The 24,932-nt window shown below is 65.2% G+C and carries 25 protein-coding genes; 12 read left to right on the forward strand and 13 right to left on the reverse strand.

Annotated features, from left to right (window positions below; genetic code table 11):
- Window positions 1-45: 45 nt before the first annotated feature.
- Genes lipA through BTO02_RS32425 form a run of 5 tightly spaced genes read right to left on the reverse strand, consistent with a single transcriptional unit; the run spans window position 46 to window position 5,323 of the window.
- Window positions 46-1,050: a lipoyl synthase gene (lipA, locus tag BTO02_RS32405; RefSeq protein WP_075161041.1), complete on the reverse strand. Its 1,005-nt coding sequence runs from the start codon at window positions 1,048-1,050 to the stop codon at window positions 46-48.
- A 2-nt stretch (window positions 1,051-1,052) separates the two neighbouring features.
- On the reverse strand, window positions 1,053-2,171 hold the full coding sequence (locus BTO02_RS32410; protein WP_075161042.1) for an acetoin dehydrogenase dihydrolipoyllysine-residue acetyltransferase subunit: 1,119 nt from the start codon (window positions 2,169-2,171) through the stop codon (window positions 1,053-1,055).
- A gap of 15 nt (window positions 2,172-2,186) precedes the next feature.
- Complete coding sequence (locus BTO02_RS32415; protein ID WP_075161043.1) at window positions 2,187-3,191, reverse strand: alpha-ketoacid dehydrogenase subunit beta; 1,005 nt, start codon at window positions 3,189-3,191, stop codon at window positions 2,187-2,189.
- A gap of 58 nt (window positions 3,192-3,249) precedes the next feature.
- Window positions 3,250-4,233, reverse strand: a complete 984-nt coding sequence (locus tag BTO02_RS32420; RefSeq protein WP_075161044.1) for a thiamine pyrophosphate-dependent dehydrogenase E1 component subunit alpha — start codon at window positions 4,231-4,233, stop codon at window positions 3,250-3,252.
- 22 nt (window positions 4,234-4,255) lie between these two features.
- Window positions 4,256-5,323, reverse strand: a complete 1,068-nt coding sequence (locus tag BTO02_RS32425) for an ATP-NAD kinase family protein (RefSeq protein WP_075161045.1) — start codon at window positions 5,321-5,323, stop codon at window positions 4,256-4,258.
- A gap of 477 nt (window positions 5,324-5,800) precedes the next feature.
- Here BTO02_RS32425 and BTO02_RS32430 point away from each other — a divergent pair, with 477 nt between their 5' ends.
- Window positions 5,801-7,813, forward strand: coding sequence for a sigma-54-dependent Fis family transcriptional regulator (locus tag BTO02_RS32430; RefSeq protein ID WP_075161046.1), 2,013 nt, complete (start codon window positions 5,801-5,803; stop codon window positions 7,811-7,813).
- A 29-nt stretch (window positions 7,814-7,842) separates the two neighbouring features.
- Here the strand turns inward: BTO02_RS32430 and BTO02_RS32435 are convergent, their stop codons facing one another.
- Window positions 7,843-8,055: a hypothetical protein gene (locus tag BTO02_RS32435; protein WP_075161047.1), complete on the reverse strand. Its 213-nt coding sequence runs from the start codon at window positions 8,053-8,055 to the stop codon at window positions 7,843-7,845.
- A 142-nt stretch (window positions 8,056-8,197) separates the two neighbouring features.
- Window positions 8,198-9,190, reverse strand: a complete 993-nt coding sequence (locus BTO02_RS32440; RefSeq protein ID WP_156884049.1) for a helix-turn-helix transcriptional regulator — start codon at window positions 9,188-9,190, stop codon at window positions 8,198-8,200.
- An 87-nt stretch (window positions 9,191-9,277) separates the two neighbouring features.
- Here BTO02_RS32440 and BTO02_RS32445 point away from each other — a divergent pair, with 87 nt between their 5' ends.
- From BTO02_RS32445 to BTO02_RS32455, 3 genes are all read left to right on the forward strand, one after another.
- Complete coding sequence (locus BTO02_RS32445) at window positions 9,278-9,616, forward strand: putative quinol monooxygenase (protein ID WP_075161049.1); 339 nt, start codon at window positions 9,278-9,280, stop codon at window positions 9,614-9,616.
- Between the two features lie 143 nt (window positions 9,617-9,759).
- Window positions 9,760-11,034 carry an APC family permease gene (locus tag BTO02_RS32450; RefSeq protein ID WP_075161050.1) on the forward strand — a complete coding sequence of 425 codons (1,275 nt, stop codon included), beginning with the start codon at window positions 9,760-9,762 and terminating at the stop codon, window positions 11,032-11,034.
- Window positions 11,035-11,304: 270 nt separating this feature from the next.
- Window positions 11,305-11,703, forward strand: a complete 399-nt coding sequence (locus tag BTO02_RS32455; RefSeq protein ID WP_075161605.1) for a DUF2917 domain-containing protein — start codon at window positions 11,305-11,307, stop codon at window positions 11,701-11,703.
- A 145-nt stretch (window positions 11,704-11,848) separates the two neighbouring features.
- Here the strand turns inward: BTO02_RS32455 and BTO02_RS32460 are convergent, their stop codons facing one another.
- On the reverse strand, window positions 11,849-12,439 hold the full coding sequence (locus BTO02_RS32460) for a hypothetical protein (RefSeq protein WP_075161051.1): 591 nt from the start codon (window positions 12,437-12,439) through the stop codon (window positions 11,849-11,851).
- Window positions 12,440-12,699: 260 nt separating this feature from the next.
- A complete protein-coding gene (pcaF, locus tag BTO02_RS32465; protein WP_075161606.1) occupies window positions 12,700-13,902 on the reverse strand; it encodes a 3-oxoadipyl-CoA thiolase in 1,203 nt (400 codons plus the stop codon).
- 178 nt (window positions 13,903-14,080) lie between these two features.
- Between pcaF and BTO02_RS32470 the strand changes: the two genes are divergently transcribed.
- Window positions 14,081-14,911, forward strand: coding sequence for an IclR family transcriptional regulator (locus BTO02_RS32470; RefSeq protein ID WP_083615491.1), 831 nt, complete (start codon window positions 14,081-14,083; stop codon window positions 14,909-14,911).
- 34 nt (window positions 14,912-14,945) lie between these two features.
- On the opposite strand, the gene BTO02_RS32475 is transcribed toward BTO02_RS32470, so the two are convergent.
- The 4 genes from BTO02_RS32475 to phnF all read right to left on the reverse strand — a co-directional run bounded on the left by BTO02_RS32475 (window position 14,946) and on the right by phnF (window position 18,349).
- Window positions 14,946-16,136: a M20 aminoacylase family protein gene (locus BTO02_RS32475; protein ID WP_075161052.1), complete on the reverse strand. Its 1,191-nt coding sequence runs from the start codon at window positions 16,134-16,136 to the stop codon at window positions 14,946-14,948.
- Between the two features lie 105 nt (window positions 16,137-16,241).
- Window positions 16,242-16,787, reverse strand: a complete 546-nt coding sequence (gene phnN, locus BTO02_RS32480) for a phosphonate metabolism protein/1,5-bisphosphokinase (PRPP-forming) PhnN (protein WP_075161053.1) — start codon at window positions 16,785-16,787, stop codon at window positions 16,242-16,244.
- A 3-nt stretch (window positions 16,788-16,790) separates the two neighbouring features.
- Window positions 16,791-17,600: a DUF1045 domain-containing protein gene (locus BTO02_RS32485; protein WP_075161054.1), complete on the reverse strand. Its 810-nt coding sequence runs from the start codon at window positions 17,598-17,600 to the stop codon at window positions 16,791-16,793.
- On the reverse strand, window positions 17,597-18,349 hold the full coding sequence (gene phnF, locus BTO02_RS32490) for a phosphonate metabolism transcriptional regulator PhnF (RefSeq protein WP_075161055.1): 753 nt from the start codon (window positions 18,347-18,349) through the stop codon (window positions 17,597-17,599). The genes BTO02_RS32485 and phnF overlap by 4 nt, the downstream gene beginning before the upstream one ends.
- A gap of 174 nt (window positions 18,350-18,523) precedes the next feature.
- Between phnF and phnG the strand changes: the two genes are divergently transcribed.
- From phnG to BTO02_RS32525, 7 genes are all read left to right on the forward strand, one after another.
- Window positions 18,524-19,051 (forward strand): phosphonate C-P lyase system protein PhnG, encoded by a 528-nt coding sequence (gene phnG, locus BTO02_RS32495; protein ID WP_075161608.1) that lies wholly within the window; start codon window positions 18,524-18,526, stop codon window positions 19,049-19,051.
- Window positions 19,051-19,755, forward strand: coding sequence for a phosphonate C-P lyase system protein PhnH (phnH, locus tag BTO02_RS32500; protein WP_083615492.1), 705 nt, complete (start codon window positions 19,051-19,053; stop codon window positions 19,753-19,755). Before phnG ends, phnH begins: the two co-directional genes overlap by 1 nt.
- Complete coding sequence (locus BTO02_RS32505; RefSeq protein ID WP_083615493.1) at window positions 19,755-20,972, forward strand: carbon-phosphorus lyase complex subunit PhnI; 1,218 nt, start codon at window positions 19,755-19,757, stop codon at window positions 20,970-20,972. Before phnH ends, BTO02_RS32505 begins: the two co-directional genes overlap by 1 nt.
- The gene (locus BTO02_RS32510; protein ID WP_075161056.1) at window positions 20,969-21,919 is read left to right on the forward strand and encodes an alpha-D-ribose 1-methylphosphonate 5-phosphate C-P-lyase PhnJ; all 951 of its coding nucleotides are present in this window, start codon (window positions 20,969-20,971) and stop codon (window positions 21,917-21,919) included. The genes BTO02_RS32505 and BTO02_RS32510 overlap by 4 nt, the downstream gene beginning before the upstream one ends.
- Window positions 21,916-22,698, forward strand: coding sequence for a phosphonate C-P lyase system protein PhnK (gene phnK, locus BTO02_RS32515; RefSeq protein WP_075161057.1), 783 nt, complete (start codon window positions 21,916-21,918; stop codon window positions 22,696-22,698). The genes BTO02_RS32510 and phnK overlap by 4 nt, the downstream gene beginning before the upstream one ends.
- A gap of 74 nt (window positions 22,699-22,772) precedes the next feature.
- Entirely contained in the window at window positions 22,773-23,567 is a 795-nt protein-coding gene (locus tag BTO02_RS32520; RefSeq protein ID WP_442953517.1) for a phosphonate C-P lyase system protein PhnL, read from the forward strand.
- Between the two features lie 27 nt (window positions 23,568-23,594).
- On the forward strand, window positions 23,595-24,728 hold the full coding sequence (locus BTO02_RS32525; RefSeq protein ID WP_075161059.1) for an alpha-D-ribose 1-methylphosphonate 5-triphosphate diphosphatase: 1,134 nt from the start codon (window positions 23,595-23,597) through the stop codon (window positions 24,726-24,728).
- The last annotated feature ends 204 nt before the right edge of the window (window positions 24,729-24,932 follow it).

Raw genomic sequence — 24,932 nt, forward strand, 5'->3', positions numbered from 1 at the left:
CGCGCATTTGCACCGCTTGGCATCGTGGTGCCCGACACTCGCGCTTCACGGGCCCGCGCGCCGGCCGACCTCGTCGGCATGATACGAAGACCTCACGAGCGGACCCGCCACCACTTCCCTGAAGCCGAACCGCAGGCCTTCGTCGCGCCACGCGTCGAATGTTTGCGGCGGCACGTACCGCCGCACGGGCATATGAAACTTCGAAGGCGCGAGATACTGGCCGATCGTCAGTACGTCGACGCGATGCGCGCGAATGTCGCGCATCGTATCGAGTAACGCTGCATCGGTTTCGCCGAGGCCCGCCATCAGTCCGGACTTCGTCAGCATGTCCGGCTGCGCCGCTTTCACGCGCGCGAGCAGTTCAAGCGAGCCTTGATAGCTTGCGCCCGCGCGCGCGGCCCGATACAACGACGGCACCGTCTCCACATTGTGATTGAAGACGTCGGGCCACGCGGCCGATAGCGCGTCGAGCGCGCGCTCGACACGGCCGCGAAAATCGGGCGTCAGCAGTTCGATGCGAATGTCCGGCACGCGCTCGCGCAGCAACGCCACGCAGCGCGCAAAATGCGCGGCGCCGCCGTCGCGCAGATCGTCGCGGTCGACCGAGGTGATCACGACATAACGCAAGCCCAGCGCGGCCACCGCATCGGCAAGCCGGGCCGGTTCTGCTTCGTCGAGCGCAGGGGGGCGGCCATGCGCGACGTCGCAGAACGCGCAGCGGCGGGTGCACACGCCGCCCATGATCATGAATGTCGCGCTCCGTTGTGCGAAGCATTCGCCGATGTTCGGGCACATGGCCTCCTCGCAGACCGAATGCAGGCGGTGCGCCCGCAGAATCGCCGCCATGCCGGCCACGGTTTCGCTCATCATCGGCCGCGCATGCAGCCACGGCGGCTTCGGCAGCACGTCCGTGCGTACAGGCGGCACGACCTTCACCGGAATACGCGCGAGCTTGTCGCGGCTGCGCAGGCCGTGCTGCCCGAGCGCCGTCGCGCCCGATCCCGAGGCCGGCGCCGGATGCGCGCCTTCTTTTCGCGGCACGGCCCGCATCGTCACGCTCCTCCGAAGAAGTCGTTCAGCAGCCGATTCACTTCGGACGCCGCTTCCATATGCACCATATGGCCCTTGCCTTCGATCACATGCACACGGATCTCGCCGGGCAGCCCTTGCGCGTGCCGCACGGGGATGATCTGGTCCTGCGCGCCCCAGATCACCATCGCGCGCGGCGCAAGTGCACCAACGCGATCGCGGTAGATCTTCTGCTGCACGCCATCGACGAACGCGAGCGCGGCGATTTTCTGCAGTGCCTCGTTGACGCCTTCGAGCCGCTTGTACTTGACGATGTCTTCGATCATTTGCCGCGTGACGAGCGCCGGGTCCGCAAACAGCTGCAGCATATGCGGCTTCAACGTATTGCGGCTGCTGCCCGCCACGAAGCCTTCGATATACGCGCGATTGATCTCCTCGCCGAGCCCCGCGCCGCTGATCAGCGTCAACGACGCGACACGCGTGGGCGCATGTGCGGCGACCGTCATCGCCACGAGACTGCCCATCGAATGCCCAACCAGATGCGCGCGCTCGATGCCGCGGTCCTCGAGAAACGCGAGCACCGCATCGGCCAGTTCCTCGACGCTGCCCGTGTCGACGGCCTTGCCCGATTCGCCGTGCCCCGGCAGGTCGAGTGCCCACACCTCACGGTGAGCGGCGAGGTCCGCATGGTTGAACATCCATGCGTTGAGATCGCCGCCGAACCCATGGATCAGCACCGCGGGCGTGCCGCCGCCGTTGCCGACCTTCAGAAACCGCACGGTGCGGCCGCCGATCTGCGCTTTTTCCGGCTGCGGCCCCGAATCGGCTTGCGCCGCGGCCGCCGGCACGAAATCGCGCTGAAACGCGGCGACCGCTTCGTCGATTTCAGCATCGGGCGTTTCGACATCGGCGACGACGCCAAGCAGCGCACCGACCGGCAAAGTATCGCCCTCCTGCGCGATCTGCCGGCGCAGCGTGCCGTCGAATGCACACTCGACGCCCGACGATATCTTGTCGGTCTCGACGTCGAGCAGCTCGTCGCCGCGGCTCACCTTGTCGCCCACCGATTTCAGCCAGCCGTTGACCTGGCCCTGCTCCATCGACAAGCCCCACTTGGGCATCGTTACCATATGAATCGGCATTCCTCGTCACCTCTCTCAGTGCGTCGTCTTCGTCACCGCCGCGGTGATCTGATCGGGCGACGGAATGTACAGGTCTTCCAGCACGCTTGCGAACGGCGCCGGCGTGTGCGGGGCGGTGACCAGCCCGACCGGCGCCTTCAGCGAGTGAAACGCCTTCTGCGCGACGAGCGCGGCAATGTCGGTCGCCATCGAGCAGCGCGGATTCGCCTCATCCACCACGACCACGCGGCCGGTTCGCTCCACGCTTTCGAGGATCGTCTCTTCGTCGAGCGGCGACGTCGTGCGCAGATCGATGATGTCGACGTGGATGCCGTCTTTCGCGAGTCGGTCGGCTGCTTCCGTCGCGAAGTGCACCATGCGGCCATACGTGACGATCGTCGCGTCGTCGCCTTCGCGCACGACGTTCGCCTCGCCGAACGGGATCGTGTACAGCTCTTCGGGCACGTCGCCCTCGCGGCCATACAGCAGCTTATGCTCGCAGAAAATGACCGGGTCGTTATCGCGGATCGCCTGGATCATCAGGCCCTTCGCATCGTACGGCGTCGACGGACACACGACTTTGAGGCCGGGCACATGCGTAAACAGCGACGTGAGCATCTGCGAGTGTTGCGCCGCCGCGCGCAGGCCCGCGCCCTGCATCGTGCGGATCACCACGGGCGTCACCGCTTTGCCGCCGAACATATAGCGGAATTTTGCGGCCTGATTGAAGATCTGATCGAAGCAGACGCCCATGAAGTCGATAAACATCAGCTCCGCGACCGGCCGCATGCCGCACGCAGCCGCGCCGACCGCCGCGCCGATAAAGCCCCCTTCCGACAGCGGCGTATCGAGTACGCGCCCCGGATACTTGTGATAAAGCCCCTTCGTGACACCGAGCACACCACCCCATGCGTCGTGCTCGCCGGGCGCGCCTTCGCCGCCCGCGTTGTCTTCGCCCATCACGATGACGCTTTCGTCGCGCGCCATCTCCTGACTCAACGCTTCGTTGATTGCCTGTGAATAGCTGATCTTGCGTGCCATGTCCGTCTCCTTGAATGGATATTCGCGTATGCGCGGTTCGCTTCGGCCACCCTGTTAGTTAGGGATACGACACGTAGACATCGGTCAGCAGGTCTTCGGCGCCGGGCAGCGGTGCCGCCTTCGCTTCCGTCACCGCCGCGTCGATCAGCTGTTTCACAGTCGCATCGACGTCGCGCAGTTCGGCGGCGCTCAGCATCTCGGCGCGCACGACGCGTTCTTCGAAACGCTTCAGGCAGTCCTTTTCGTCGCGCAGTTTCTGCACTTCACCGGGCGCGCGATACGTTTGCGCATCGCCCTCGAAGTGGCCGAAGTAGCGCGACAGCTTCATTTCGACGAGCGTCGGTCCGCCGCCGCCGCGCGCCCGTTCGATCGCTTCACCGACCGCTTCGTGCACCGCGAAGAAGTCGAAACCGTCGACAATCACGCCTGGCATGCCGAACCCGCTCGCGCGGTCCGCTATGTTGTCTGACGCAACGGCCCACGACGACGACGTCGATTCCGCGTAACCGTTGTTCTCCGCGATAAAGATCGCGGGCAGCCGCCAGATCGACGCGAGGTTCATCGATTCGAAAATCACACCCTGATTCGATGCGCCGTCGCCGAAGAAACAGACGCCGACCCCGCCGGTCTTCCTGTACCTGGCCGCGAGCGCCGCGCCGCAGACGAGCGGCCCGCCCGCACCGACGATGCCGTTTGCGCCGAGCATGCCCCGGGACAGATCGGCGATATGCATCGAACCGCCCTTGCCGCGGCATACGCCTGTCGTACGGCCGTAGATTTCCGCCATCATCCCGCGCACGTCGACACCCTTTGCGATGCAGTGGCCGTGGCCGCGGTGCGTGGTGGCGACATAGTCGGCGTCGTTCAGATGCAGCATCGTGCCGACCGCGGACGCCTCCTCGCCCGCATACAAGTGAACGAAGCCAGGGATCTCGCCGGTGGCGAACTCGATATGCAGCCGCTCCTCGAATTCGCGAATCGTGCGCATCATCCGATACGCATCCAGCAGCTTTTGCTTGCTCAACTGATTCGAAACAGACATGGTGTGTCTCCTTTCCGTCTGATCATCCAGCGATGTAATGGCGCTGCGCGGCCATCTCGCGCATCGATTGCCGCGACGCCGAATAGCGCAGCGTGCGGCCTACGTCGACCGTCAACGGCCCGGCCCAATCCAGCGCGATCTCATAGCGGTCGTCGCGCTCCAGTTCGATTTCGCGTTCGCCGTCGAATGCGAGCGTGCCGCGACCCGCGTCGACCGGCAGCCATTCGCCGACCTCGAGCCGGTCGCAGGTGCGCATCGTCACCTGCCCGACGCGCCCCGGCGCGAGCGGCGCGAAGACCGGCACACCCGCGCCGCCGTCGTGCGCGAACGTCAGATGCAGGCCGTGCGAGGCGCTGCGTTCGACCGGCGCCCACGCGCCGCCGATCGACGACAGGCCGATGCCGTCGGGCGGCGCGAACGTCAGATAGAGCGCGTCGATATCGGCCGGGTCCGAGACTGCGCGTGCGCCGATGAAACGCTGCCGGCTCACGCACACATCGACGAGCGCGATCTCTTCGCGGCCGCGGTTCGGCCCGGCGACGCAGCGCACGACGAGCCGCTTGTTGCGCGTGAGCGCAACCTCGGGCGGCACGATGCCTGCTGCGACGAGCGCGCCCGCGAGGCCCGCGACGGTCGCTTCGCGCATCTCGGGAAATGCGTTGTTGGTGCCCGTCGAAAGCGTGAGCAAAGGGACGCTGCCGCAATGCGCGGCGACCGCGCGATGCGTGCCGTCGCCGCCTAACACCGCGATCAGACCGACACCGGCGCGCACCATGAAGTCGACGCCCGCATGCGTGTCCGCGACGCTGTCGGTAATCGGCAGATCGAGGAATTCGACGTCGGGCCAATGCTCGGGATAGCCGAGCGCCGCATGCGTATCCAGTGCGCGGCACAGCAGCGCCGCCACGCCGGTCTTGTCGCGCAGCGTCAGCACCCGGCCGTCGCCGAGCATGCCGAGACCCGCGAGCAGGCGCACGACCATGTTCGCCTTCTCCGCCGTCGGAAACACCGATGCATGGGTCGTCAGCCGGCGGATGTCGCGCCCGGACGCGGGGTTTGCGACGACGCCGACGATGATGGGCGATGCCAAGGTCTGTCTCCATTGTTTCGCTGCATCTGCTTCGATGCGCTTTTATCCGCATGCGACGCTCGAGGGTGCGTCGTGCGTTCTGTGCGTTTTGACCGAGCGCATTACTGCAATGCCCATGCCAAAAAATTTCCGCCATGGCCGAAGCGCAAGGGAGCCGCGCGCATCAAGGCTCGCGACATCCCGGCGAACCTTGATGCGCAGTCTGGAAACGCGATATGACGCGATGCAGGAGGCGCGATGTGTCTCACGTCTTTGCGCGTACCAGGTATTCCGAAGAAATCGGTGAACGCGGCAGCGCGTCGAATGACACGCGTTTTCAGGGCTTTTCTGTGCAAACGCCGCTGTCTCACGCCGCCTGAGACAAACGTCTCAACCGTCTCGCGTGCTGCATTGCAGTGTGATTGCGCGTCCCGGATGTGCTACAAGAAAGTCCCACCCTCCGTGCGCCGTCCGGGCGCTGTCCGACGGGAGCCGACCATGCCCTACGTCTCTCAAACGCAGCACATCGATCGTGTCCGCGGCGCCATCGAAGGACGCCTGCCCGTGCCGGCCGCGCCCGATGCGCAACGGCTCGTATCGTCGTGGCAGCGTTCGTATGAACAGTACCGGCTCGATCCGGGCTCGGTTGTCGGACCGCGTGTGCTTACGTCTGCGGAATTGCGCGAGGTGCAAGGCAAGGAAGAGGCATTTTTGCGCGCGTCCGGGCAATGCCTGACACGTCTTCATGAAATGATTCGCGTCGCCGACTATTGCGTGCTGCTGACCGATGCGCACGGCGTGACGATCGACTACCGGCTCGAGCGCGAGCGACGCAGCGACTTCAAGCACGCGGGACTCTATATCGGTTCGTGCTGGTCCGAACGCGAAGAAGGCACATGTGCCGTTGCCAATGTACTGACCGACCTTGCGCCGATCACGGTGCACAAGATCGATCACTTCCGCGCAGCGTTCACGACGCTGACCTGCAGCGCATCGCCGATTTTCGCGCCGACGGGCGAGCTGATCGGCGTGCTCGATGCATCGGCCGTGCAGTCACCCGATAACCGCGACAGCCAGCGACTCGTGTTTCAGCTCGTGCGGCAAAGCGCGACGTTGATCGAAGACGGCTACTTCCTCAATCAGACCACGCAGCATTGGGTGCTGTTCGGCCATCAAAGCCGCAACTTCGTCGAGGCGCAGCCCGAGGTGCTGATCGCGTTCGACGAATGCGGCAATATCGTTGCGTCGAACCGCAAGGCACAGGAATGCATCGCGGGCCTCAGCGGTCCGCGTCATATCGACGAGATCTTCGATACGTCGGCGATTCACCTGCACGACGTCGCCCGCGGCGATACGATCGTGCCGCTGCGTTTGCGTGCGAGCGGCACGCTGCTGCACGCGCGGATTCGCGAGCCGCTCAAGCGTGTATCGCGCGGCGCGCGCACGATAGGGGGCTCCACTGCGGCTGTGGCCACGTCCTTGTCGAGCGGCTCGCGCGATGCCGTTCGCCGCGTTGCCGCCGATGTGCCGCGCGATGTCGGTGCACTTGGCCGCTTTCTGCGCAGCCGTGACGCGCGTATTGCACGCAATGCAGAGGTCGCATTGCGCATCGCCGGCAAACGGTTGCCCATCCTCATACTCGGCGAAACCGGTGTCGGCAAGGAAGTGTTCGCGCATGCGCTGCACGACTCGGGTGCGCGGCGCGCGCGACCTTTCGTCGCCGTCAATTGCGGCGCGATTCCCGAATCGCTGATCGAGAGCGAACTGTTCGGTTACGCGCCGGGCGCGTTCACCGGCGCGCGCAGCCGCGGCGCACGCGGCAAGATCGCGCACGCGCATACGGGCACGCTGTTTCTCGACGAAATCGGCGATATGCCGCTCAGCCTGCAAACGCGTCTTCTGCGCGTGCTTGCGGAAGGCGAAGTGATGCCGCTCGGCGGCGATACGCCGGTGCGCGTCGATATCGACGTGATTTGCGCAACGCATCGCGATTTAAAGCAAATGGTCGCCGATGGCGCGTTCCGCGAAGATCTCTATTACCGGCTAAGCGGCGCGACGCTGCACATGCCGCCGTTGCGGGAGCGCGAGGACATCCTCGAGGTTGTGCATGAAGTGTTCGATGAAGAAGCACAAGGCGCCGGCCACGCGCTCATGCTCGATGCGCAGCTCGCCGAGCGGCTCTGCGGATTCGGCTGGCCCGGCAATATCCGGCAGTTGCGCAACGTGTTGCGCTATGCGTGCGCGGTGTGCGATGCGACACGCGTCGATTTTCGGCATCTGTCACCGGACATTGCGGCACTGCTTGCACCCCGCCATGCCGAGGCCGGAAGTCCTGCTTTTGCAGCGCAGCCGTCGCCCGCCCATGCCGGCGACGAACGGGCTCGCATTGTCGACGCGCTGACGCGGCATCAGTGGCACCCGAACGCGGCGGCGCAAGCGCTCGGCATCTCGCGCGCAACGCTGTACCGCCGCATTGCGAAGCTGGGCATAGTCGGGCCTCATCGCGGTTAGCCTGCGGCTCGCGGGCCGTTCGCCGGCGGTTACTGTTCGGCCAGCTTGCCGCGGCTTCGGTTGCGGCCGAAGCGACGGCCGCCCACATGCCCGGCATCGGCCGTTTCGCCGCTCGCGAGGTCCGCGTAACGCCCATGGCGAGCCGAGTGCGACATCAGCTTTTCAGGAATGCTCGTCGCGAGAAGATAAGTCGTCCATGCGCCGAACGCGACGACCGCAAGCGCTAAAAGAAGGATCTGCATAACGTCTCCACAATGCTGCCGCGCGATTGCGCGGATGTTCAGCCTCGACATTACACAAGCTGTATCGCCGCGGGATGCACACTTTGCCGCATTGGCTCGAATTACAGTTTTGTTGGCACAAAACGCACGTATAACGGCGGCGCTAGCCGGCGTTGAGCGTCGCGATACGTTGCGCGAGACGCCTCAGCCGCACGCGCAATTCAGGCGGTTCGAGCACTTGGACGTGCCCCGCGAAGCCGAGCAACTGCTCGGCCGCGAAGTCGAGCTGTTCGATGGGCAGCGTGACTTCCTGCCAGCCGTCATGGTCCGGCGGCCCGCTTTGCGCCTGTTCGACTGCCGCCGCGCCGAGCCGGTCGAGCCGCAGCATCCCCTCCTGTGTAAGACGCAGGCGCGCGACGTTTTTCAACAGACTCTTTTCGAATGCCGCGACCGAGCCGGCCCATTCGCTGCGCAGATCGAACGCTTCGGGCCGCTCGAAGGTCTCGTCGAGCACGCGCAGATGCGTGATGTTCGCGACCTTGTAGATGCGCAGTTGTGTGCGCGCCCGTGCGACCAGATACCAGTCGCCGGCCTTGTGCACGAGGCCGAGCGGATCGCGAATCCGCTCGCGCTCGTGCTGTGCTGCAGGTTCGCTCTTGCCGGGGCGCGGCGACGCCCAGCTCAGGTAATGCATTGCGACGCGCTTCTGCTCCCAGACAGCGCCCGCGAGCAGCGTCAGATGCGGCACCTGCGCGGGCCGCCGATGCCATCCGACCGGGTCGATATGGAGCCGCGAGCCGATGCGCGATGCGTCGGGCGCCGCATCGGGCAGCGCAGTGACGAGTTTCAACTGCGCGGCACGCAATTGTTCGGACAGGCCAAGGTCGGTTGCCGCGCCGGCAAGGCCGGCAATCGACAGCGTCTCGGCCTCCGCCTTCGTGATGCCGGTCAGCCGCGCGCGATAGCCGTCGAGCAGCGCGAAGCCGCCGCCCGGACCGCGGTCCGCATAAACAGGCACGCCCGCTGCGCTCAGTTGATCGATATCGCGGTAGACCGTGCGCACCGATACGTCGAATTCCTCAGCGAGTGCTTGCGCGGTCACACGGCCTTTGACCTGCAGCAATAGCAGCATCGACACGAGCCGGCTTGGGCGCAATTGCGTTCTCCGAAAAATTCATGACATCGGTTGTCAGCTATTGGCGAGTATAACTGCCGGTATGCGCGATTGATCAGGAGTGGCGATATGTCGGTGACTTACGTGATTCGTTTTCAGGTCGTTCCGGAAAAGCTCGATCGTTTTATGAGCCTGCTCGACGGCGTGCTCGATGCCATGCGCGCCGAGCCCAATTTTCATCAGGCGATCCTGCATCGCGATCCCGATTGCCCTCACCGGCTCATGCTCTACGAGACGTGGGAAAGCCACGAAGACGTGCTGGAAGAACAATTGAATCGTCCCTACCGTCAGGCGTATCACGAAGCGCTGCCCGAGCTGCTTGCGAGGCCGCGCGAAGTGACGATCTGGGAAGCACTGCGCGTCGATCGCAATCGGCCGCGCAGCGAATTCGGGGTCTTGCAGGCATGAATGCGGCGCCAGTTCGGCAGGCCGGATCAGATCAGGGCATGGGCGCGTCGGGCGCGTCGGGCGCTTCCGGCGCTTCCGGCGCTTCCGGCGCTTCCGGCGCATCGGCCTCTTCACGCGCTTCTGCTTCGGGGCGCCTCAGCGTCATGCAAGGCGCTGCCCTCTACGTCGGCGCGGTACTAGGCACCGGCGTCATCGCGCTGCCGGCGCTCGCCGCGGACGTCGCCGGCCCCGCATCGCTGATCGCGTGGGCGGCGCTCGTGATGCTGTCGGTGCCGCTTGCCGCGACATTCGCCGCGCTGGGCGCGCGCTATCCGGACGCAGGCGGCGTATCGACCTACGTGCGCAACGCGTTCGGGCCGCGCGCGGCGGCGATCATCGGCTGGTGCTTCTACTTCGCGGTGCCGGCCGGCTCGCCCGCCGCGGCGATGTTCGGCGGCGCCTACGTGGCCGCGGCGCTCGGCGGCGGGCACGTTGCGATGATCGGCACCGCGGCGGCGCTGATGCTGATCGTCACCGTCGCCAATGCGTTCGGCGTCACCGTGTCCGGACGTTTGCAGCTCGCGCTCGCGGTCGTGCTCGTTGCGCTGCTGCTGGCGGCGATCGTGGCTTCGGCGCCGCATGCGCGCGCCGCGAACCTGCAGCCATTCGCGCCGCACGGCTGGCTCGCGATTGGCCCCGCGGCGGCGCTGCTCGTCTGGAGCTTCGCGGGCTGGGAAGCGATCACCCACCTCGCGGCCGAGTTTCGCCACCCGGCGCGCGATCTTCCGCTCGCGACCGGCATCGCGGTATGTGTCGTCGGCGTGCTGTACATGGGTGTCGCCACCGCGAGCGTGCTCGTGCTCGGGGCCGCCGCCGGCAAGTCGGGTGCGCCGCTTGCCGAACTGCTCGCGACGGGCCTGGGCGGCAAGGTGCAGGTGCTCGCGGCGGCCGCCGCGCTGCTGCTCACGCTCGGCACGATGAACGCCTATTTCGCCGGCGCCGCCAAGCTCGGCGCCGCGCTCGGGCGCGACGGCGCGCTGCCGGCGTGGTTCGCCGCGGGCAGTCGCGCGGGCGACGTGCCGCGCCGCAGCCTGCTTGTGGTTGCCGTGCTCGCCCTGATTGCGCTGTGCGCGTCCGTAATAGCCGGCGTCGGGCCACGGCCGCTCGTCCTGCTGACGACCGGTTCGTTCGTCACGGTCTATGCGCTCGGCACCGCCGCTGCGTTGCGCCTGCTGCCGAAGCGCAGCTGGGCGCGCCGCTGCGCGTGCGTCGCGCTCGTTGCCGTCGCGGCATTGTTTGCAGCGACTGGCTGGTACCTGTTATGGCCGCTCGCGATTACCGGCTGTGCGCTGCTTTATCTGCACGTACGCGAACGCGTCGACGCCAATCTCGCACGAGTCTCACGAAGCGACATATCGCAGTCCGTGAAAATTCGATGACTGTTGACTTAACGCTTCAGCAACAAATTTTATTGACAAGCCGCGCCTCGCCAGACACACTCGCTGACATGCTTACGCTGATCTCCACCGCCATTGTCAATTGGAACCCGATTCGAGCCGCCATTCACGGCGGGCTATCGGGAGCGTTTGCGTATTAGCAGTCTGGAATAACAAAACATCCCCAAGGCCCCGCCGGCAACGGAAGGGGCCTTTTGTTTTGTGCGCGGCTTTCCGTTCTGTTCTCCGGCTCAATCGTCGATGGAGCACAACATGAACCAGGCAAGCCCGCAGTTCACCGATCCCGTATCGGATGTCTCACCGCCCGAAGTGGCCTGCGCGTGCGCGGAGAAGCTGCCAAGGGTCGTCATGCACTTCGAAGTGCAGCCAGGCGCAACGCTATCCTGGCGAGTCGAAGCGCACTGCGAACTGAATGTGAGCAGTGAGCGCGTGTGGTTGACGCGCGCTTCATCGCCGTACGACTACTGGCTGCAACCAGGCTATTCGATTCAATTGCGGCGCGGCGAACGCGTATGGGTCAGCACCGATGGCAAGCTTGCCGCGCGCCTTTCGCTGATCACGTATCCGCGTAAACGTCGTGGCGTGCTTTACCGTTGGCTCGAGCGCCTGTCGTTATTGGAGCCGGACGTCTATGCGCCGAATTCGCGGTGAGTTCGATCGCACCGCATTGACGATGCCGAAGATAGCGAAGACAAAACGAGTGTCATGCTGCTGCCGCGCGATATTGCGCGGCAGCTCTCAGCGCGTGATGGATCGCCGATCGCGCGTGCGGCAAATCGCGCGTTGCGGCCGGGAATTACTGTACCGCGGGCGATGTGCCGCTCGGCGTGATCTTCACCGCGGCTGCCGAAACAAATACGGCGTGCACGGTGTCGCCCACCTTCAGAGTTTTCAAATCGACGTCGGGACCGACGTCGAGCGTTTGCGTCTGATACGCGCCGCGCAACGTGACCGTGCGCTTCTTGCGATCGATCTTCTGCACGGTGGCGAGCACCTCGATCTGCTTCGCCGTTTGATAGCCGCCCGAAGCCGGCTGATAGACCTGGGTGTCGACGCGTTTGCGAATACCCTTGTCGGCACCCTTCACTTTTTCCGCGGTCACGAGCAACGCGTTCTTGTATTCGGCGTCGACGTTATCGCCGACTTTGAGCTTGTCGAAACCCGGCACTTCGTCGCTGACAAGAATCATTGCGGTGCGCCCATTCGGGCCTTGCAGCGTGACCGTGCGCGACGCTGCGTCGATACCGACGATCTTCGCCTGGATATGCACCGGCTGCACCGCACTGACGACACTTTGTGCGGAATTCGCGAGCGTGTCCCCTGCGTACGCCGGCTGCACCATATGGGCGAGTGCGAGCAAGGCGGCTGCTCCGATTGCTTTCTTCATTCGGGTTCTCCTTCAAGAGCGTTTTCAGTCACTGGCTAATACGGGCTTCTTATAACCCTATGCCGTATTAAAAACAGTTCGTCATCCAGACGAAAACGCATCATAACCCAGCCGAAAGCCAATAGATCCCGCGATTTTTCACATTGTGTAAAAGTTTGAATGCCTTTTGAATCGTGCAGCGAAGACTTCGCTCAACCGGCATTCAGGCAGCGGATAAAGCATTGCAAACCATGATGCTTTTCCCGCTGCGCGATGCTGTGTCACACGCGTTCAAGCGCAATGGCGATGCCTTGCCCAACGCCGATGCACATCGTGCACAGTGCAAAACGACCCTGCGTGCGCTGCAACTGGTACATCGCCGTGGTCACGAGACGCGCGCCGCTCATACCTAGCGGATGACCGAGCGCAATCGCACCACCGTTCGGATTGACGCGCGGATCGTTATCGGCCACGCCGAGCATGCGCAGCACGGCGAGACCTTGCGATGCGAACGCTTCATTGAGTTCGATGACATCGAACTGATCGAGCGTCATGCCAAGGCGCGCAAGCAATTTCTGCGTAGCGGGCGCAGGCCCGATGCCCATCACGCGCGGCGCGACGCCGGAGGTCGCCACGCCGAGCACGCGCGCGCGCGGCGTCAAACCGGAACGTTTTGCCATCGCTTCGTTTGCCAGCAATAGTGCGGCAGCGCCGTCGTTGACGCCCGATGCATTGCCGGCCGTTACCGTGCCGTCGGCGCGTACTATGGCCTTGAGCTTCGCCAACGCCTCGAGACTCGTTTCGCGCGGATGTTCGTCATGCGAAACGATAACCGGATCGCCCTTTTTCTGCGGAACCGTCACCGCGACGATTTCCTGTGCGAGCGTGCCGTCGCGCTGCGCACGGGATGCATTCTGCTGGCTGCGCAGCGCGAACGCATCCTGATCAGCCCGGCTCACGTCGAATTCCTGCGCGACGTTCTCGCCCGTCTCGGGCATCGAGTCGACGCCATACATCTGCTTCATCAGCGGGTTGATAAAGCGCCAGCCGATCGTCGTATCGAAGATGTCGGCCTGGCGCGCGAATGCGGTGGTCGCCTTGCCCATCACGAACGGCGCGCGGCTCATGCTTTCGACGCCGCCCGCGATCATCATCCCCGCTTCGCCCGCCTTGATGGCGCGCGCGGCAATGCCGAGCGCATCCATGCCCGAGCCGCATAGCCGGTTGATCGTCGCGCCCGGCACGCCTTGCGGCAGGCCCGCAAGCAACAGCGACATGCGCGCGACGTTACGGTTGTCTTCGCCGGCCTGATTCGCGCAGCCGTAGATCACGTCGTCGACGGCGTTCCAGTCGACATCCTTGTTGCGCTCGATCAGCGCCTTCAATGGCACGGCGCCGAGGTCGTCCGCGCGAACCGACGACAGGGAACCCGCGTAGCGGCCGATCGGGGTGCGGATCGCGTCACAGAGGAAAGCTTCGGTCATCTTCATGTCTCCAACGTTGCTTCGGCGGTACATGCCGGGAAAGACCATTTGTTCTATATACGAACTTATGGTCTAATATCGAACAATTTTACACGCGATGATAGGCGTGCGCGGAAAAGCCTGTCAACGGCTGTGCGCGCCGCGTGGTCCGCCGCTTCGCCACCCGTCGCCCGCAAATATGGCTATCGATAAAGACCCTCGAGCGTCGCAACCCGCCCCCGCCCTGCACGCTGATGCGCCCGACAAGCCCGGCGATTCCTACGTGCAATCGTTCGCGCGCGGCCTCGCGGTGATTCGCGCCTTCAACGCCGAGCGCCCTGCGCAAACACTGACCGATGTCGCTGCCGCAACGGGTCTCACGCGCGCCGGCGCGCGCCGCATTCTGCTCACGCTGCAAACGCTCGGTTACGTCGAAGCCGATGGGCGCCTGTTCCGGCTCACGCCGCGCATTCTCGATCTCGGCTTCGCCTATCTGACGTCGATGCCGTTCTGGAACGTCGCCGAACCTGTCATGGAGCAGTTGTCGGCCGAGGTGCACGAAAGCTGCTCGGCGGCCGTGCTCGACCGCACGGAAATCGTCTATGTGCTGCGCGTGCCGACGCACAAGATCATGACCATCAATCTGTCGATCGGCAGCCGTCTGCCCGCATGGTGCACCTCGATGGGACGCGTGCTGCTCTCGTCGCTCGACGATGCGGCGCTCGACGCGATACTCGACGCATCGAAACTGCACGCGCATACGCCGCGCACCGTCACGGACAAAAACGAACTGAAACAGATCATCGCGCAGGTGCGTCGCCAGGGGTGGGCGATCAACGATCAGGAACTCGAGGAAGGGCTGATTTCGATTTCGGCGCCGATCCGCAACCGGCAAGGCCGCATCATCGCGGCGATGAACATCAGCGGCAACGCGCAGCGCAATTCCGCGAAACAGATGATGAAGACGTTTCTCGAGCCGCTGCAGAAAGCCGCGCAGAACGTCTCCGATAGGGTTGCGCTGCGCGGATAGATAGCGAGCGTTCGGACGTGCGGGTCAGGTAGCGTTAGCGGCTCAGATATCGTTCGACGAGCCGCGCCCAGTACGCCGCGCCGATCGGCAAGTTGCGGTCGTTGAAGTCGTAATGCGGGTTGTGCACCATGCAGCCGTCTTCGCCGACGCCATTGCCGAGCCGCAAGAACGTGCCCGGCCGCTGCTGCAGCATGAACGAAAAGTCTTCGCTGCCCATCAGCATGTCCGTATGCGCGACGACGTTGTCGTGGCCGACCAGTTCGCGCGCGACTTCGATCGCGAACTCCGTTTCCGCATCCGAATTGACGACGACCGGATAGCCTTCGATGTATTCGACGTTGGCCTTGCCGCCATAACTCGCGGCCTGACCTTCGGCCAGTTCCGTAATGCGCTTTTTCAGCAGCGCGCGTACTTCGGCGCTGAACGAGCGCACGCTCAGCTCGAGCTTCGCGGTGGCCGGAATCACATTGTTGACGGTGCCCGCATGCATCGAGCCGACCGTCACCACCGCGGGCTGCGCGGGGTCGACATTGCGCGCGACGACGGTCTGCAAGGCCATCACGATGCTCGCGGCAATCACGATCGGATCGACTGCGAGGTGCGGCCGCGCCGCATGGCCGCCCACGCCTTCGACGGTGATCACCGCCTTGTCGCCCGCGGACATGAACGGCCCCTTGCGGAACAGGAACTTGCCTGGCTCGGCGCCCGGATGGTTGTGCATGCCGAACACCGCGTCGCATGGGAAGCGTTCGAACAGGCCGTCCTCGATCATCTTTTTCGCGCCGCTGTCGATACCGCTTTCCTCGGCCGGCTGAAAGTACAGATGCACGGTACCCGAGAAACGGCGCGTCGCCGCGAGATGTTGCGCGGCGCCGAGCAACATTGTCGTGTGGCCGTCGTGGCCGCATGCGTGCATCTTGCCGTGCGTGCCGCTCGCGTAAGGCAGGCCTGTCTGCTCGATGATCGGCAGCGCATCCATGTCGGCTCGAATGCCGATGCTGCGGGCGCCCGTGCCTGCTTTCAGCGTGCCGACCACGCCCGTGCGGCCGACCCCGCGCGTGACCTGCCAGCCCCATGCTTCGAGCTTGCTTGCGACCAGCGCGGCAGTCTCGACTTCTTCGTAGGCCAGTTCGGGATGGTGGTGAATCTGATGGCGGATGTCGCGCAACGCTGCAGCAGCGGGTTCGAGATCGGCTATTTCGGCAAAACGTGCTGCGTCGCTCATCGGCGGTCCCCATGCATTCGGCGCCGCGTCGCACGCGGCGAATAGCCCCGCACTATAGCAGCACGGTTGTGCCGCCGTAGATGATCGCGCGATCGCGATTCCGATTCAGATGACGCCGCGCAGAACCCGCACGAACGCGTGCCCCGCCACATCGAGCGCACCGGAATTATCAATGCGTGTCACGCGCGCGCCGTCTGGCAACGAAAACGGCGCCAGGCGCGCGAGGCGCGCCGCGATCTGCTCGGCCGTTTCCCTCGCGCGCGCACCGAGCCGCGCCGCGAGAATATGCGGCTCGGCCTCGACGTGCACGATTTCCGCATGCGGGTAGCGTTCGAGTGCACGCGCGAGATGTTGCCGCGAGCCGTTGACGACGACCGTGCACCCGCGCGCAAGCCATGCATCGAGTTCGATACCGATGCCATAGCGCAGCGCATGGCTCGACCATTCGAGTGCGAACAGACCGAGTGCGGAACGCGCTTCGAATTCTTCGGGCGTAAGCGCGACATGATTTTCGTTGCTGCCCGCGCTGCGCGTGATGTAACGGTGCGCAAACACAACCGGCGCACCGGCGACATGATCGCGCGCGAAATGCAGCAGCGAATCCTTGCCGGCGCCCGACGGGCCCATCACATAGATCAAACGGCCTTCCATGCCTTACTTCACCTCCGCGTTACCCGATGCGCCGGTCGCATCGAATGCGAGTCGCTGCCAGAGCACGAACGGCTCGCCCGGCGCGGGCTCTACAAAAAGCGCGATGCCGTCGACCGGCAGCGCACCAAGCTGCTGCACCTGCGCAAGCCACCATTGGACGATTGCCGCACGGTCGCGCGCGTCTTCGAGCGAATTCGACAACGTCATATGAAAGCGGAATTCGTCGAACACGTATGGGTATCCCCATTCGACGAGCAGCGCGCGTTGCCGTTCAGTGAGCGGCGCGGCAAGACGCCGTTCGAGGTCCGCCGCCGACGGTGCGGCACGCAGCTTCGTAAACGCGCGCAGCGCGTCCGACGCCAGTTCGCGCATGCGCGAATCGGCCTCCTCGCCCACGGGCCTCAAGGCGACGAAGCGGCCGAGCGTCGCGGCTTCGACAGGCAAGGCGAAGCGCGTTTGCGTGCGCGCCCAGCGCAGCGCCACATCGACGACGTCGTGCGGCTGCACGCCGTCGGCTAGCCGGAACGGTGCAACGAGCGTGCCATGCCAGCCGTAGCGGCGCGGCTCGTTCGTCAGACGCGCAAGCGTTCGCGACAGCGCGGGAAAATCGGCGCGCGGTTCGTGCACAGTGCCGCTTTCCGCGTCGCGTCCGAGCCATTCGGAACCCGCGCTCCACCAGCCGGACGCCCGCGGCGGCGCATAGTAGACCGCACAGCGCGTGGCCGCGCTCCAGTGCAAGGTTGCGTCGCCAGCCGGCGCTGCCGCTGCCGCCGCCACGTGTTCGCCGTCCCGATCGGCTCGCGCGGCGCTCATACGTCGTTCTCCACGAGCAGTTGCACGCGGTCCGCCGCGAAGTGCGTGAAGCCGTATTTGATCGGCGTGCCTTCGACATCGACGTCGACGTTCTCGACCCACAGCACCGGCTGCTGGCGATTGATATTGAGGCGGCGCGCCACGTCCGCGTCGGGCAGCACGCTGCCGATGCGGCTCCATTTACGCAGATAGTCGTTCACGCCATATTCGGCGAGCGCCCTGGTCATGCCGCCCGTGCGCTCGAGCGCGTCGGGCAGATCCGTGAAACGCGCGGCCGGATACCAGCTGCGCGCGAAGGTAAGCGGCACGCCGTTCGCTTCGTGCAGCATTTCCATCCGGTAGACCGTGACGCCCGCGCGCAGACCCAATGCCTTCGCGACGTTCGGCTCGGCCTTCACACGCGATGCGGACAGCAGCACGCCGAGCGACTGCTGCTGCCGCAGGTTTTCGGTGAAGCGCGTGCGCCGGCCGATCGTGTAATCGATCGCGCCCGGTTGAACGAAGGTGCCACGCCCCTGTTCGACACTGACGAGACCGAGCGCGGCAAGCCCCAGCATCGCGCGGCGGATCGTGTGACGGTTGACGTCGAAGCGTCTCGCGAGTTCGGCTTCGCTCGGCAAGCGCCCTTCTTCGCCGAAGCCGCTCGCGGCGATTTCCGCCGCGAGAATCTGCTCGATCTGCCGCCATACGGCGACACCGCCGCCGCGTTCGAGCAGCGTTCCGGGAGTCGCATCGTCGTTCGATGTCATGGTGGTGTCATTCCCCTCGGTTCAAATATAACGCTCGATTGTAGTGCGCAACCCGTGATGAAAATATGAATCTGCGCACCGCACCGTGTCACTGCGGGATTTTACCTACAAACGTCTAGACGTTTAGATGAATAGATGCTCAAATATCCGGACATCGAAACCACGGAACTCCCGATGAGCGATCCTTCCGCCCCCGTTTCTTCCGCCCCGCCTTCGTCGTCCGCGCGTCGCGCATGGATGGCGGTACTGGCGCGCACGCCGCGCGCGGAGCTCGAAGCGGCGCTGCAGCGCGCCATGAACGGCGCGCCGCTACCCGCTTACGACTGGCTGCGCCCGCCCGAAACCGGCCTTGCGATGGTGCGCGGCCGTGTCGGCGGCAGCGGCGACGCTTTCAATCTCGGCGAAGCGACGGTCACGCGTGCCACGCTGCGTTTACGCGAACCGGCGGCCGGCGAACCGGGGGCCGGACATCCGGCGGCCGATGCGCCGGTCGGCGTCGCGTGCCATCTGGGCCGTGACCGCCGGCGCGCCGAACTCGCGGCGCTTGCCGATGCATTACTGCAACTGCCGCAGCAGCACCCGCATCTGCATGCGCAACTGATCGAACCGCTCGCCGCGCGCCTCGAGGCCGCGCGCGAAGCGCGCCGGCAAGATACGGCCGGCACGCGCGTCGAATTCTTCACGATGGTCCGAGGCGACTGATGAATACATCGAATAATCCAGCACAGGACGCGCTGTCCACGTCGCCGGCCAGCTCATCAGCCACCTCGTTGGCGTCCTCACTGGCCACCTCATTGGCGACCTTAACTCCCGGCTTCGCCGATCCCGTGCACGACACGCAGGCCGTGTTTCGCACGCTGCTCGATGTGCTGTCACGCCCGGGCACGATCGGCACCGTGCGCGACGTGCTGCCGGCGCTGAACGCAAACGCAACGAACCCGCAGCAACCCGCCGCCGACCGTGCCGCGTTCGCCGCGCTGCTCACGCTCTGCGATTTCTCCACGCCCGTGTGGCTCGCGCAAGCCGATGCGCCGCTCGCCTCCGCGCTGCGCTTTCATACCGGCGCACCGCTCGTCGATACCCCGCAGCACGCCGCCTTCGCGTATGTGCACGACGCGGCCGCCATGCCCGCGCTCGAGCGGTTCGCGCTCGGCGATCCGGAATCGCCCGAGACATCGGCCACACTGCTCATTCGCGTTGCGTCGCTGACGAGCGGCACCCCGCTCACGTTGCGCGGCCCGGGCATCGAATCGACACGCAGCATCGCGCCCGGCGGGCTGCCCGAGCGTTTCTGGCTCGAACGCGCGGAACTGGCGCCGCTCTTTCCGTGCGGCATCGACTGCTACTTTGTCTGCGGCGACACGCTGATGGGTCTGCCGCGCACAACCCAAGTGGAGCTCAACTAATGTACGTTGCCGTCAAGGGTGGAGAGCGCGCCATCGAAGCATCGTGGCGCCTGCTCGACAAGGAGCGTCGAGGCGATACGCAGTTCGCCGAACTCAGCGTCGCGCAGATTCGCGAACAGTTGCGGCTTGCCGTCGCGCGCGTCATGACCGAAGGTTCGGTGTACGACGAAGAGCTCGGCGCGCTCGCGATCAAGCAGGCGGCCGGCGATCTCGTCGAAGCGATCTTCCTGCTGCGCGCTTATCGGACCACGCTGCCGCGCTTCGGCTATACGGAACCGCTGCGCACCGAAGCGATTCATGCGGCGCGCCGCATTTCGGCCACGTTCAAGGATGTGCCGGGCGGCCAGCTGCTCGGACCGACGTACGACTACACGCAGCGCCTGCTCGATTTCGCGCTGCTTGCAGAGAGCGATGCCGGCGTTGGCGCGAGCGCCGATGCAACAGCGGCTTCAGCAGCGCATCTTGCTGCGCATGTGGCAAAGGAATCGATGCCGCGCGTCGTCGCGCTGCTCGACAAGGAAGGCCTGATCGAACAGGAAACGCCGACGCCTGACGCGCCCGAACCGGGCGACCTGTCGCGCGAACCGCTCGCCTTTCCGGCCAGCCGCGCTACGCGCCTGCAAAACCTCGCGCGCGGCGACGAGGGCTTTCTGCTCGCAATGGGCTATGCGACGCAGCGTGGATACGCGCATTCGCATCCGTTCGCCGGCGAAATCCGCTTCGGCACGGTCGCAGTCGAAATGGTGCTCGACGAACTCGGCGAAGCGGTCGAGATCGGCGAGATCGACGTGACCGAATGCCAGATGATCAACCAGTTCGCGGGCAGCGCGGAAGCGCCGCCGTCGTTCACGCAAGGCTACGGCCTCGCGTTCGGCCACTCTGAGCGCAAGGCGATGGCGATGGCGCTCGTCGACCGCGCGCTGCGCGCCGAAGAACTCGGCGAAACACTGCGTTCGCCGACGCAGGACGTCGAATTCATGCTGTCGCATAGCGACAACGTCGAGGCATCGGGTTTCGTGCAACACCTGAAGCTGCCTCACTACGTCGACTTCCAGTCGGAGCTCGAACTCGTGCGACGGTTGCGCGCGCAACATGCAGGCGCGCAACAGCACGACGCCGACGATGCCAACGGCGATCAGCAGACTACGCAACAGACTCCGGAGCAGAGCCCGCAGAAGCGCGCTTCGCAGCGCGCTCAACAGGAAGAAGTCGCATGAATCCGTCCGATACATCCATCGCATCACCCGGCCCCGACAGCGCGGCCGAGGGCTACAACTTCGCGTATCTCGACGAACAGACAAAGCGCATGATCCGCCGCGCGCTGCTCAAAGCGGTCGCGGTGCCAGGCTACCAGGTGCCGTTCGCGGCGCGCGAGATGCCGCTGCCATTCGGCTGGGGCACAGGCGGAATTCAGGTTACCGCGTCGATCATCGGCCGCGACGATACGCTCAAGGTCATCGATCAGGGCTCCGATGAAACGACCAACGCGGTCAACATCCGGCGCTTTTTCGCGCGCACGGCGGGCGTCAAAACGACCCGCCGCACGACCGAAGCGACGATCGTGCAGACGCGTCACCGCATTCCCGAAACGCCGCTTACCGATAAACAGATCCTCGTCTACCAGGTGCCGAACCCCGAGCCGCTGTTCCGGCTCGAGCCGCGCGTCGCCGAAAGCAGAAAGCTCCACGCGCTGGCGGACTACGGCCTGATCAGCGTAAAGCTATACGAAGACATCGTGCATCACGGCAGCATCGCGACGACTTACGACTACCCGGTGATCGTCAACCATCGCTATCTGACGTCGCCCTCGCCGATCCCGAAGTACGACAATCCGAAGATGCATATGAACGCCGCATTGCAGCTGTTCGGTGCCGGCCGCGAGCGGCGCATTCATGCGATCCCGCCGTATACGCACGTGCGCAGCCTCGACTTCGACGATCATCCGTTCGAGGTCCAGCGCTGGGATCATGCGTGCGCGCTATGCGGCTCGACGGAAAGCTTCCTCGATGAAATGATCGTCGACGATACGGGCAAACGGATGTTCGTCTGCTCCGATAGCGATTACTGTCACGAGCGGCGCGAGGCGCAAGCGACGCAACAGACGCAGCAAACGAAACAAACGCAACAGCGGGCTCACACCGAAGGCGCGGGAGAACATGCATGACGCACACGCCGACCCCGCTCCTTTGCGCACGCGCGCTCACCAAACAGTTCGGTGGCCGCAACGGTTGCAAAAACGTCAGCTTCGATCTGTATCCTGGCGAAGTGCTGTGCATCGTCGGCGAGTCGGGCTCGGGCAAGACGACGCTCCTGAACACACTCGCGCTGCGCACCGAAGCCGACAGCGGTACGTTGCACTACGCGGCCGCGCACGGTGCAACGGTCGATCTGCGCGCGCTGTCCGAACCGCGCCGGCGTCTGCTGATGCGCACCGAATGGGGCTTTGTGCAGCAGAATCCGCGCGACGGGCTGCGCAGCGGCGTCTCCGCCGGCGCCAACATCGGCGAACCACTGATGGCCGTCGGCGCGCGTCATTACGGGCAGATCCGCGCGCTCGCCACACAATGGATGGAGCGCGTCGAACTCGACGCCACGCGTATCGACGAGTTTCCAGCCGCGTTTTCGGGCGGCATGCAGCAGCGTCTGCAAATCGCGCGGAACCTCGTCACGGGCCCGCGCCTCGTGTTCATGGACGAGCCCACCGCGGGCCTCGACGTCTCGGTGCAGGCGCGGCTGCTCGACCTGCTGCGCACGCTGACCGCGACGCTGCATCTGTCGGTGCTGATCGTCACGCACGATATCGGCGTCGCGCGGCTGCTCGCGCATCGGCTCATGGTGATGCAAGGCGGCGAAGTCGTCGAATCGGGCCTGACCGATCAGGTGCTCGACGATCCGCAGCATCCGTACACGCAAACGCTGGTTTCCTCGGTTCTGCCGGTTTGAGGTCTGCGATGTCATTGATCGAATCCAATGCTCCACGCGCAATCGGGCGTGCCTTCGTCGACAACCCCGCGCTGATGCTGCGCGCGGTCGGTGTCGCGAAAACGTTCACGCTGCACGGCCAGGGCGGCGTGCGAATCGACGCGCTCGATGGCGTGTCGCTCGATGTCGAACGCGGCGAATGCGTCGTGCTGGTCGGCCCGTCGGGGGCCGGCAAGAGCACGCTGTTGCGTTGCCTGTACGGCAACTATCTCGCGAGCGCCGGCACGATCGCGTTGCGCGACGACGCGCGCGCCCGCGATCGCACCGACGACCGCCCTATGGCTCCCGCGCTTGATCCCGCGCTTGATTCTGCGGTCGATCCCGCAGCCGATTCCGACAAGCAGCACATCGCAATCACCGGCGCGCAGGCGTACGACGTGCTGTATTTGCGTCGCAACGTGGTCGGCTACGTAAGCCAGTTTCTGCGCGTGATTCCGCGCGTGACGACCCTGGCGCTCGTGGCCGAGCCGCTCGTCTCGCGCGGCGTGGCCGAAGCCGAAGCGCGCGAACGCGCGGCCGCACTGCTGGCACGATTGAATGTGCCCGAACGGCTATGGTCGCTCGCACCGGCCACGTTCTCGGGCGGCGAACAGCAGCGCGTGAATATCGCGCGCGGCCTGATCGCCGAGCATCCGGTGCTGCTGCTCGACGAGCCGACCGCTTCGCTCGATGCGGAAAACCGCGACGTGGTCGCCGATCTCGTCATCGAAGCGCGCGAGCGCGGCGCGGCGATCGTCGGCATTTTCCACGATGAAGACACGCGCGCGAAAGTCGCGACGCGCCGGCTCGAATTGCGGCCACCGCTACGTCACACGACTGCAATACACTGACATCCAACACCCATACGGAGCTTTCCGATGTTGATCAGGAACGCCCGCGTCGTCACGCGGGATGAAGAATTCACTGGCGTCGTGTGGATCGAGAACGACGTGATCCGCGACATTTCGCGCGGCACGACGTCCGCGCGCGAGTCGGAGGACTGGGAAGGCGATTACCTGCTGCCCGGCCTGATCGAGCTGCATACCGACAATCTCGAGAAGCATCTGGCGCCGCGTCCCGGCGTCTACTGGAACACCGACGCCGCATTCGTGATTCACGATGCGCAGGTCGCCGCCGCCGGCATCACGACCGTATTCGACGCGCTCGCGATCGGCTCGCGCGCGCACAACGGGCCACGCGAGCGCGGCATCCAGACGCGCTGCGCGCAAGCGCTGCAGCGCTTCACCGAACGCAAACTGCTGCGCGCCGACCACTTCCTGCATTTGCGCTGCGAAGTCGCGACCGGCGACGTCGTCGAAGTGTTCGACGAGCTGTGCGGGCATCCGATGCTGCGGCTCGCGTCGGTGATGGATCACACGCCGGGGCAGCGCCAGTGGCACGACCGCGCCGCCTGGCGCAAATTCCAGGAGCGCCACGGCAAGCTGACCGACGAGGAAGCCGAGCGCACGCTGATGGAACTCGCCGAGGAACAGCAGCGCTTTGCCGATGCGCACCGTCTGGCGATCATCGAGCGCTGCAAGAAGCTGCAGGTGCCGGTCGCGAGCCACGACGATACGCTCGTCGAGCACGTCGAACAGGCTGCCGCCGAAGGCATCGTACTCGCCGAATTCCCGACCACGCGCATCGCGGCCGAAGCCTCGCACCGTCACGGCATCGCGACGATCATGGGCGCGCCGAACGTCGTGCGCGGCGGCTCGCACTCGGGCAACGTGTCGGCGCTCGAACTCGCGAAAGCGGGTCTGCTCGATATCCTGTCGTCGGACTACGTGCCGTCGAGCCTGTTGACTGCCGCGTTCGAACTCGTCGACAAGGCCGGCTGGACGCTGCCGCGCGCGATGGCCACCGTGTCGGCCGAACCGGCGCGCACGGCCGGCCTGCACGATCGCGGCTCGATCGCACCGGGCCTGCGCGCCGACTTCGTGCGCGTCACGATGATGGACGCGTTGCCGGTGCCGCGCGCCACCTGGCGCGCAGGCGTACGCGTCGTTTAAACGGCGCGCCACACCGCGAGCGAGTGCATACAGCACTCGCCACTCGGCACTGCCGCCGGCGATCGTCGTGCGGCAGTGCAGCGAACCTCCGGCCGCGCGCCGCTATCACAACAGGCGGCTTACGGGACCCACCGGCGTTACCGCATAACTGTCGTTTTCCTTTCGCCGGCGCCCGCCCGCAAATGCGCGTCAGAGCTTGATTTG

Origin of the sequence: Paraburkholderia sp. SOS3 (genome assembly GCF_001922345.1) — a bacterium.
Lineage (GTDB): Bacteria > Pseudomonadota > Gammaproteobacteria > Burkholderiales > Burkholderiaceae > Paraburkholderia.

Excerpts from the sequence above, each read along its gene's own strand:
- phnF (WP_075161055.1), bottom strand. The coding sequence starts at position 18,349 with ATGACATCGAACGACGATGCGACTCCCGGAACGCTGCTCGAACGCGGC.
- pcaF (WP_075161606.1), bottom strand. The coding sequence starts at position 13,902 with ATGACCGAAGCTTTCCTCTGTGACGCGATCCGCACCCCGATCGGCCGC.
- BTO02_RS32460 (WP_075161051.1), bottom strand. The coding sequence starts at position 12,439 with ATGAAGAAAGCAATCGGAGCAGCCGCCTTGCTCGCACTCGCCCATATG.
- BTO02_RS32420 (WP_075161044.1), bottom strand. The coding sequence starts at position 4,233 with ATGTCTGTTTCGAATCAGTTGAGCAAGCAAAAGCTGCTGGATGCGTAT.
- phnK (WP_075161057.1), top strand. The coding sequence starts at position 21,916 with ATGACGCACACGCCGACCCCGCTCCTTTGCGCACGCGCGCTCACCAAA.
- BTO02_RS32455 (WP_075161605.1), top strand. The coding sequence starts at position 11,305 with ATGAACCAGGCAAGCCCGCAGTTCACCGATCCCGTATCGGATGTCTCA.
- BTO02_RS32510 (WP_075161056.1), top strand. The coding sequence starts at position 20,969 with ATGAATCCGTCCGATACATCCATCGCATCACCCGGCCCCGACAGCGCG.
- phnG (WP_075161608.1), top strand. The coding sequence starts at position 18,524 with ATGAGCGATCCTTCCGCCCCCGTTTCTTCCGCCCCGCCTTCGTCGTCC.
- BTO02_RS32470 (WP_083615491.1), top strand. The coding sequence starts at position 14,081 with ATGGCTATCGATAAAGACCCTCGAGCGTCGCAACCCGCCCCCGCCCTG.
- BTO02_RS32505 (WP_083615493.1), top strand. The coding sequence starts at position 19,755 with ATGTACGTTGCCGTCAAGGGTGGAGAGCGCGCCATCGAAGCATCGTGG.
- BTO02_RS32415 (WP_075161043.1), bottom strand. The coding sequence starts at position 3,191 with ATGGCACGCAAGATCAGCTATTCACAGGCAATCAACGAAGCGTTGAGT.
- phnN (WP_075161053.1), bottom strand. The coding sequence starts at position 16,787 with ATGGAAGGCCGTTTGATCTATGTGATGGGCCCGTCGGGCGCCGGCAAG.
- BTO02_RS32435 (WP_075161047.1), bottom strand. The coding sequence starts at position 8,055 with ATGCAGATCCTTCTTTTAGCGCTTGCGGTCGTCGCGTTCGGCGCATGG.
- BTO02_RS32485 (WP_075161054.1), bottom strand. The coding sequence starts at position 17,600 with ATGAGCGCCGCGCGAGCCGATCGGGACGGCGAACACGTGGCGGCGGCA.
- BTO02_RS32430 (WP_075161046.1), top strand. The coding sequence starts at position 5,801 with ATGCCCTACGTCTCTCAAACGCAGCACATCGATCGTGTCCGCGGCGCC.
- lipA (WP_075161041.1), bottom strand. The coding sequence starts at position 1,050 with ATGCGGGCCGTGCCGCGAAAAGAAGGCGCGCATCCGGCGCCGGCCTCG.
- BTO02_RS32410 (WP_075161042.1), bottom strand. The coding sequence starts at position 2,171 with ATGCCGATTCATATGGTAACGATGCCCAAGTGGGGCTTGTCGATGGAG.
- BTO02_RS32525 (WP_075161059.1), top strand. The coding sequence starts at position 23,595 with ATGTTGATCAGGAACGCCCGCGTCGTCACGCGGGATGAAGAATTCACT.
- phnH (WP_083615492.1), top strand. The coding sequence starts at position 19,051 with ATGAATACATCGAATAATCCAGCACAGGACGCGCTGTCCACGTCGCCG.
- BTO02_RS32475 (WP_075161052.1), bottom strand. The coding sequence starts at position 16,136 with ATGAGCGACGCAGCACGTTTTGCCGAAATAGCCGATCTCGAACCCGCT.
- BTO02_RS32450 (WP_075161050.1), top strand. The coding sequence starts at position 9,760 with ATGCAAGGCGCTGCCCTCTACGTCGGCGCGGTACTAGGCACCGGCGTC.
- BTO02_RS32520 (WP_442953517.1), top strand. The coding sequence starts at position 22,773 with ATGCTGCGCGCGGTCGGTGTCGCGAAAACGTTCACGCTGCACGGCCAG.
- BTO02_RS32445 (WP_075161049.1), top strand. The coding sequence starts at position 9,278 with ATGTCGGTGACTTACGTGATTCGTTTTCAGGTCGTTCCGGAAAAGCTC.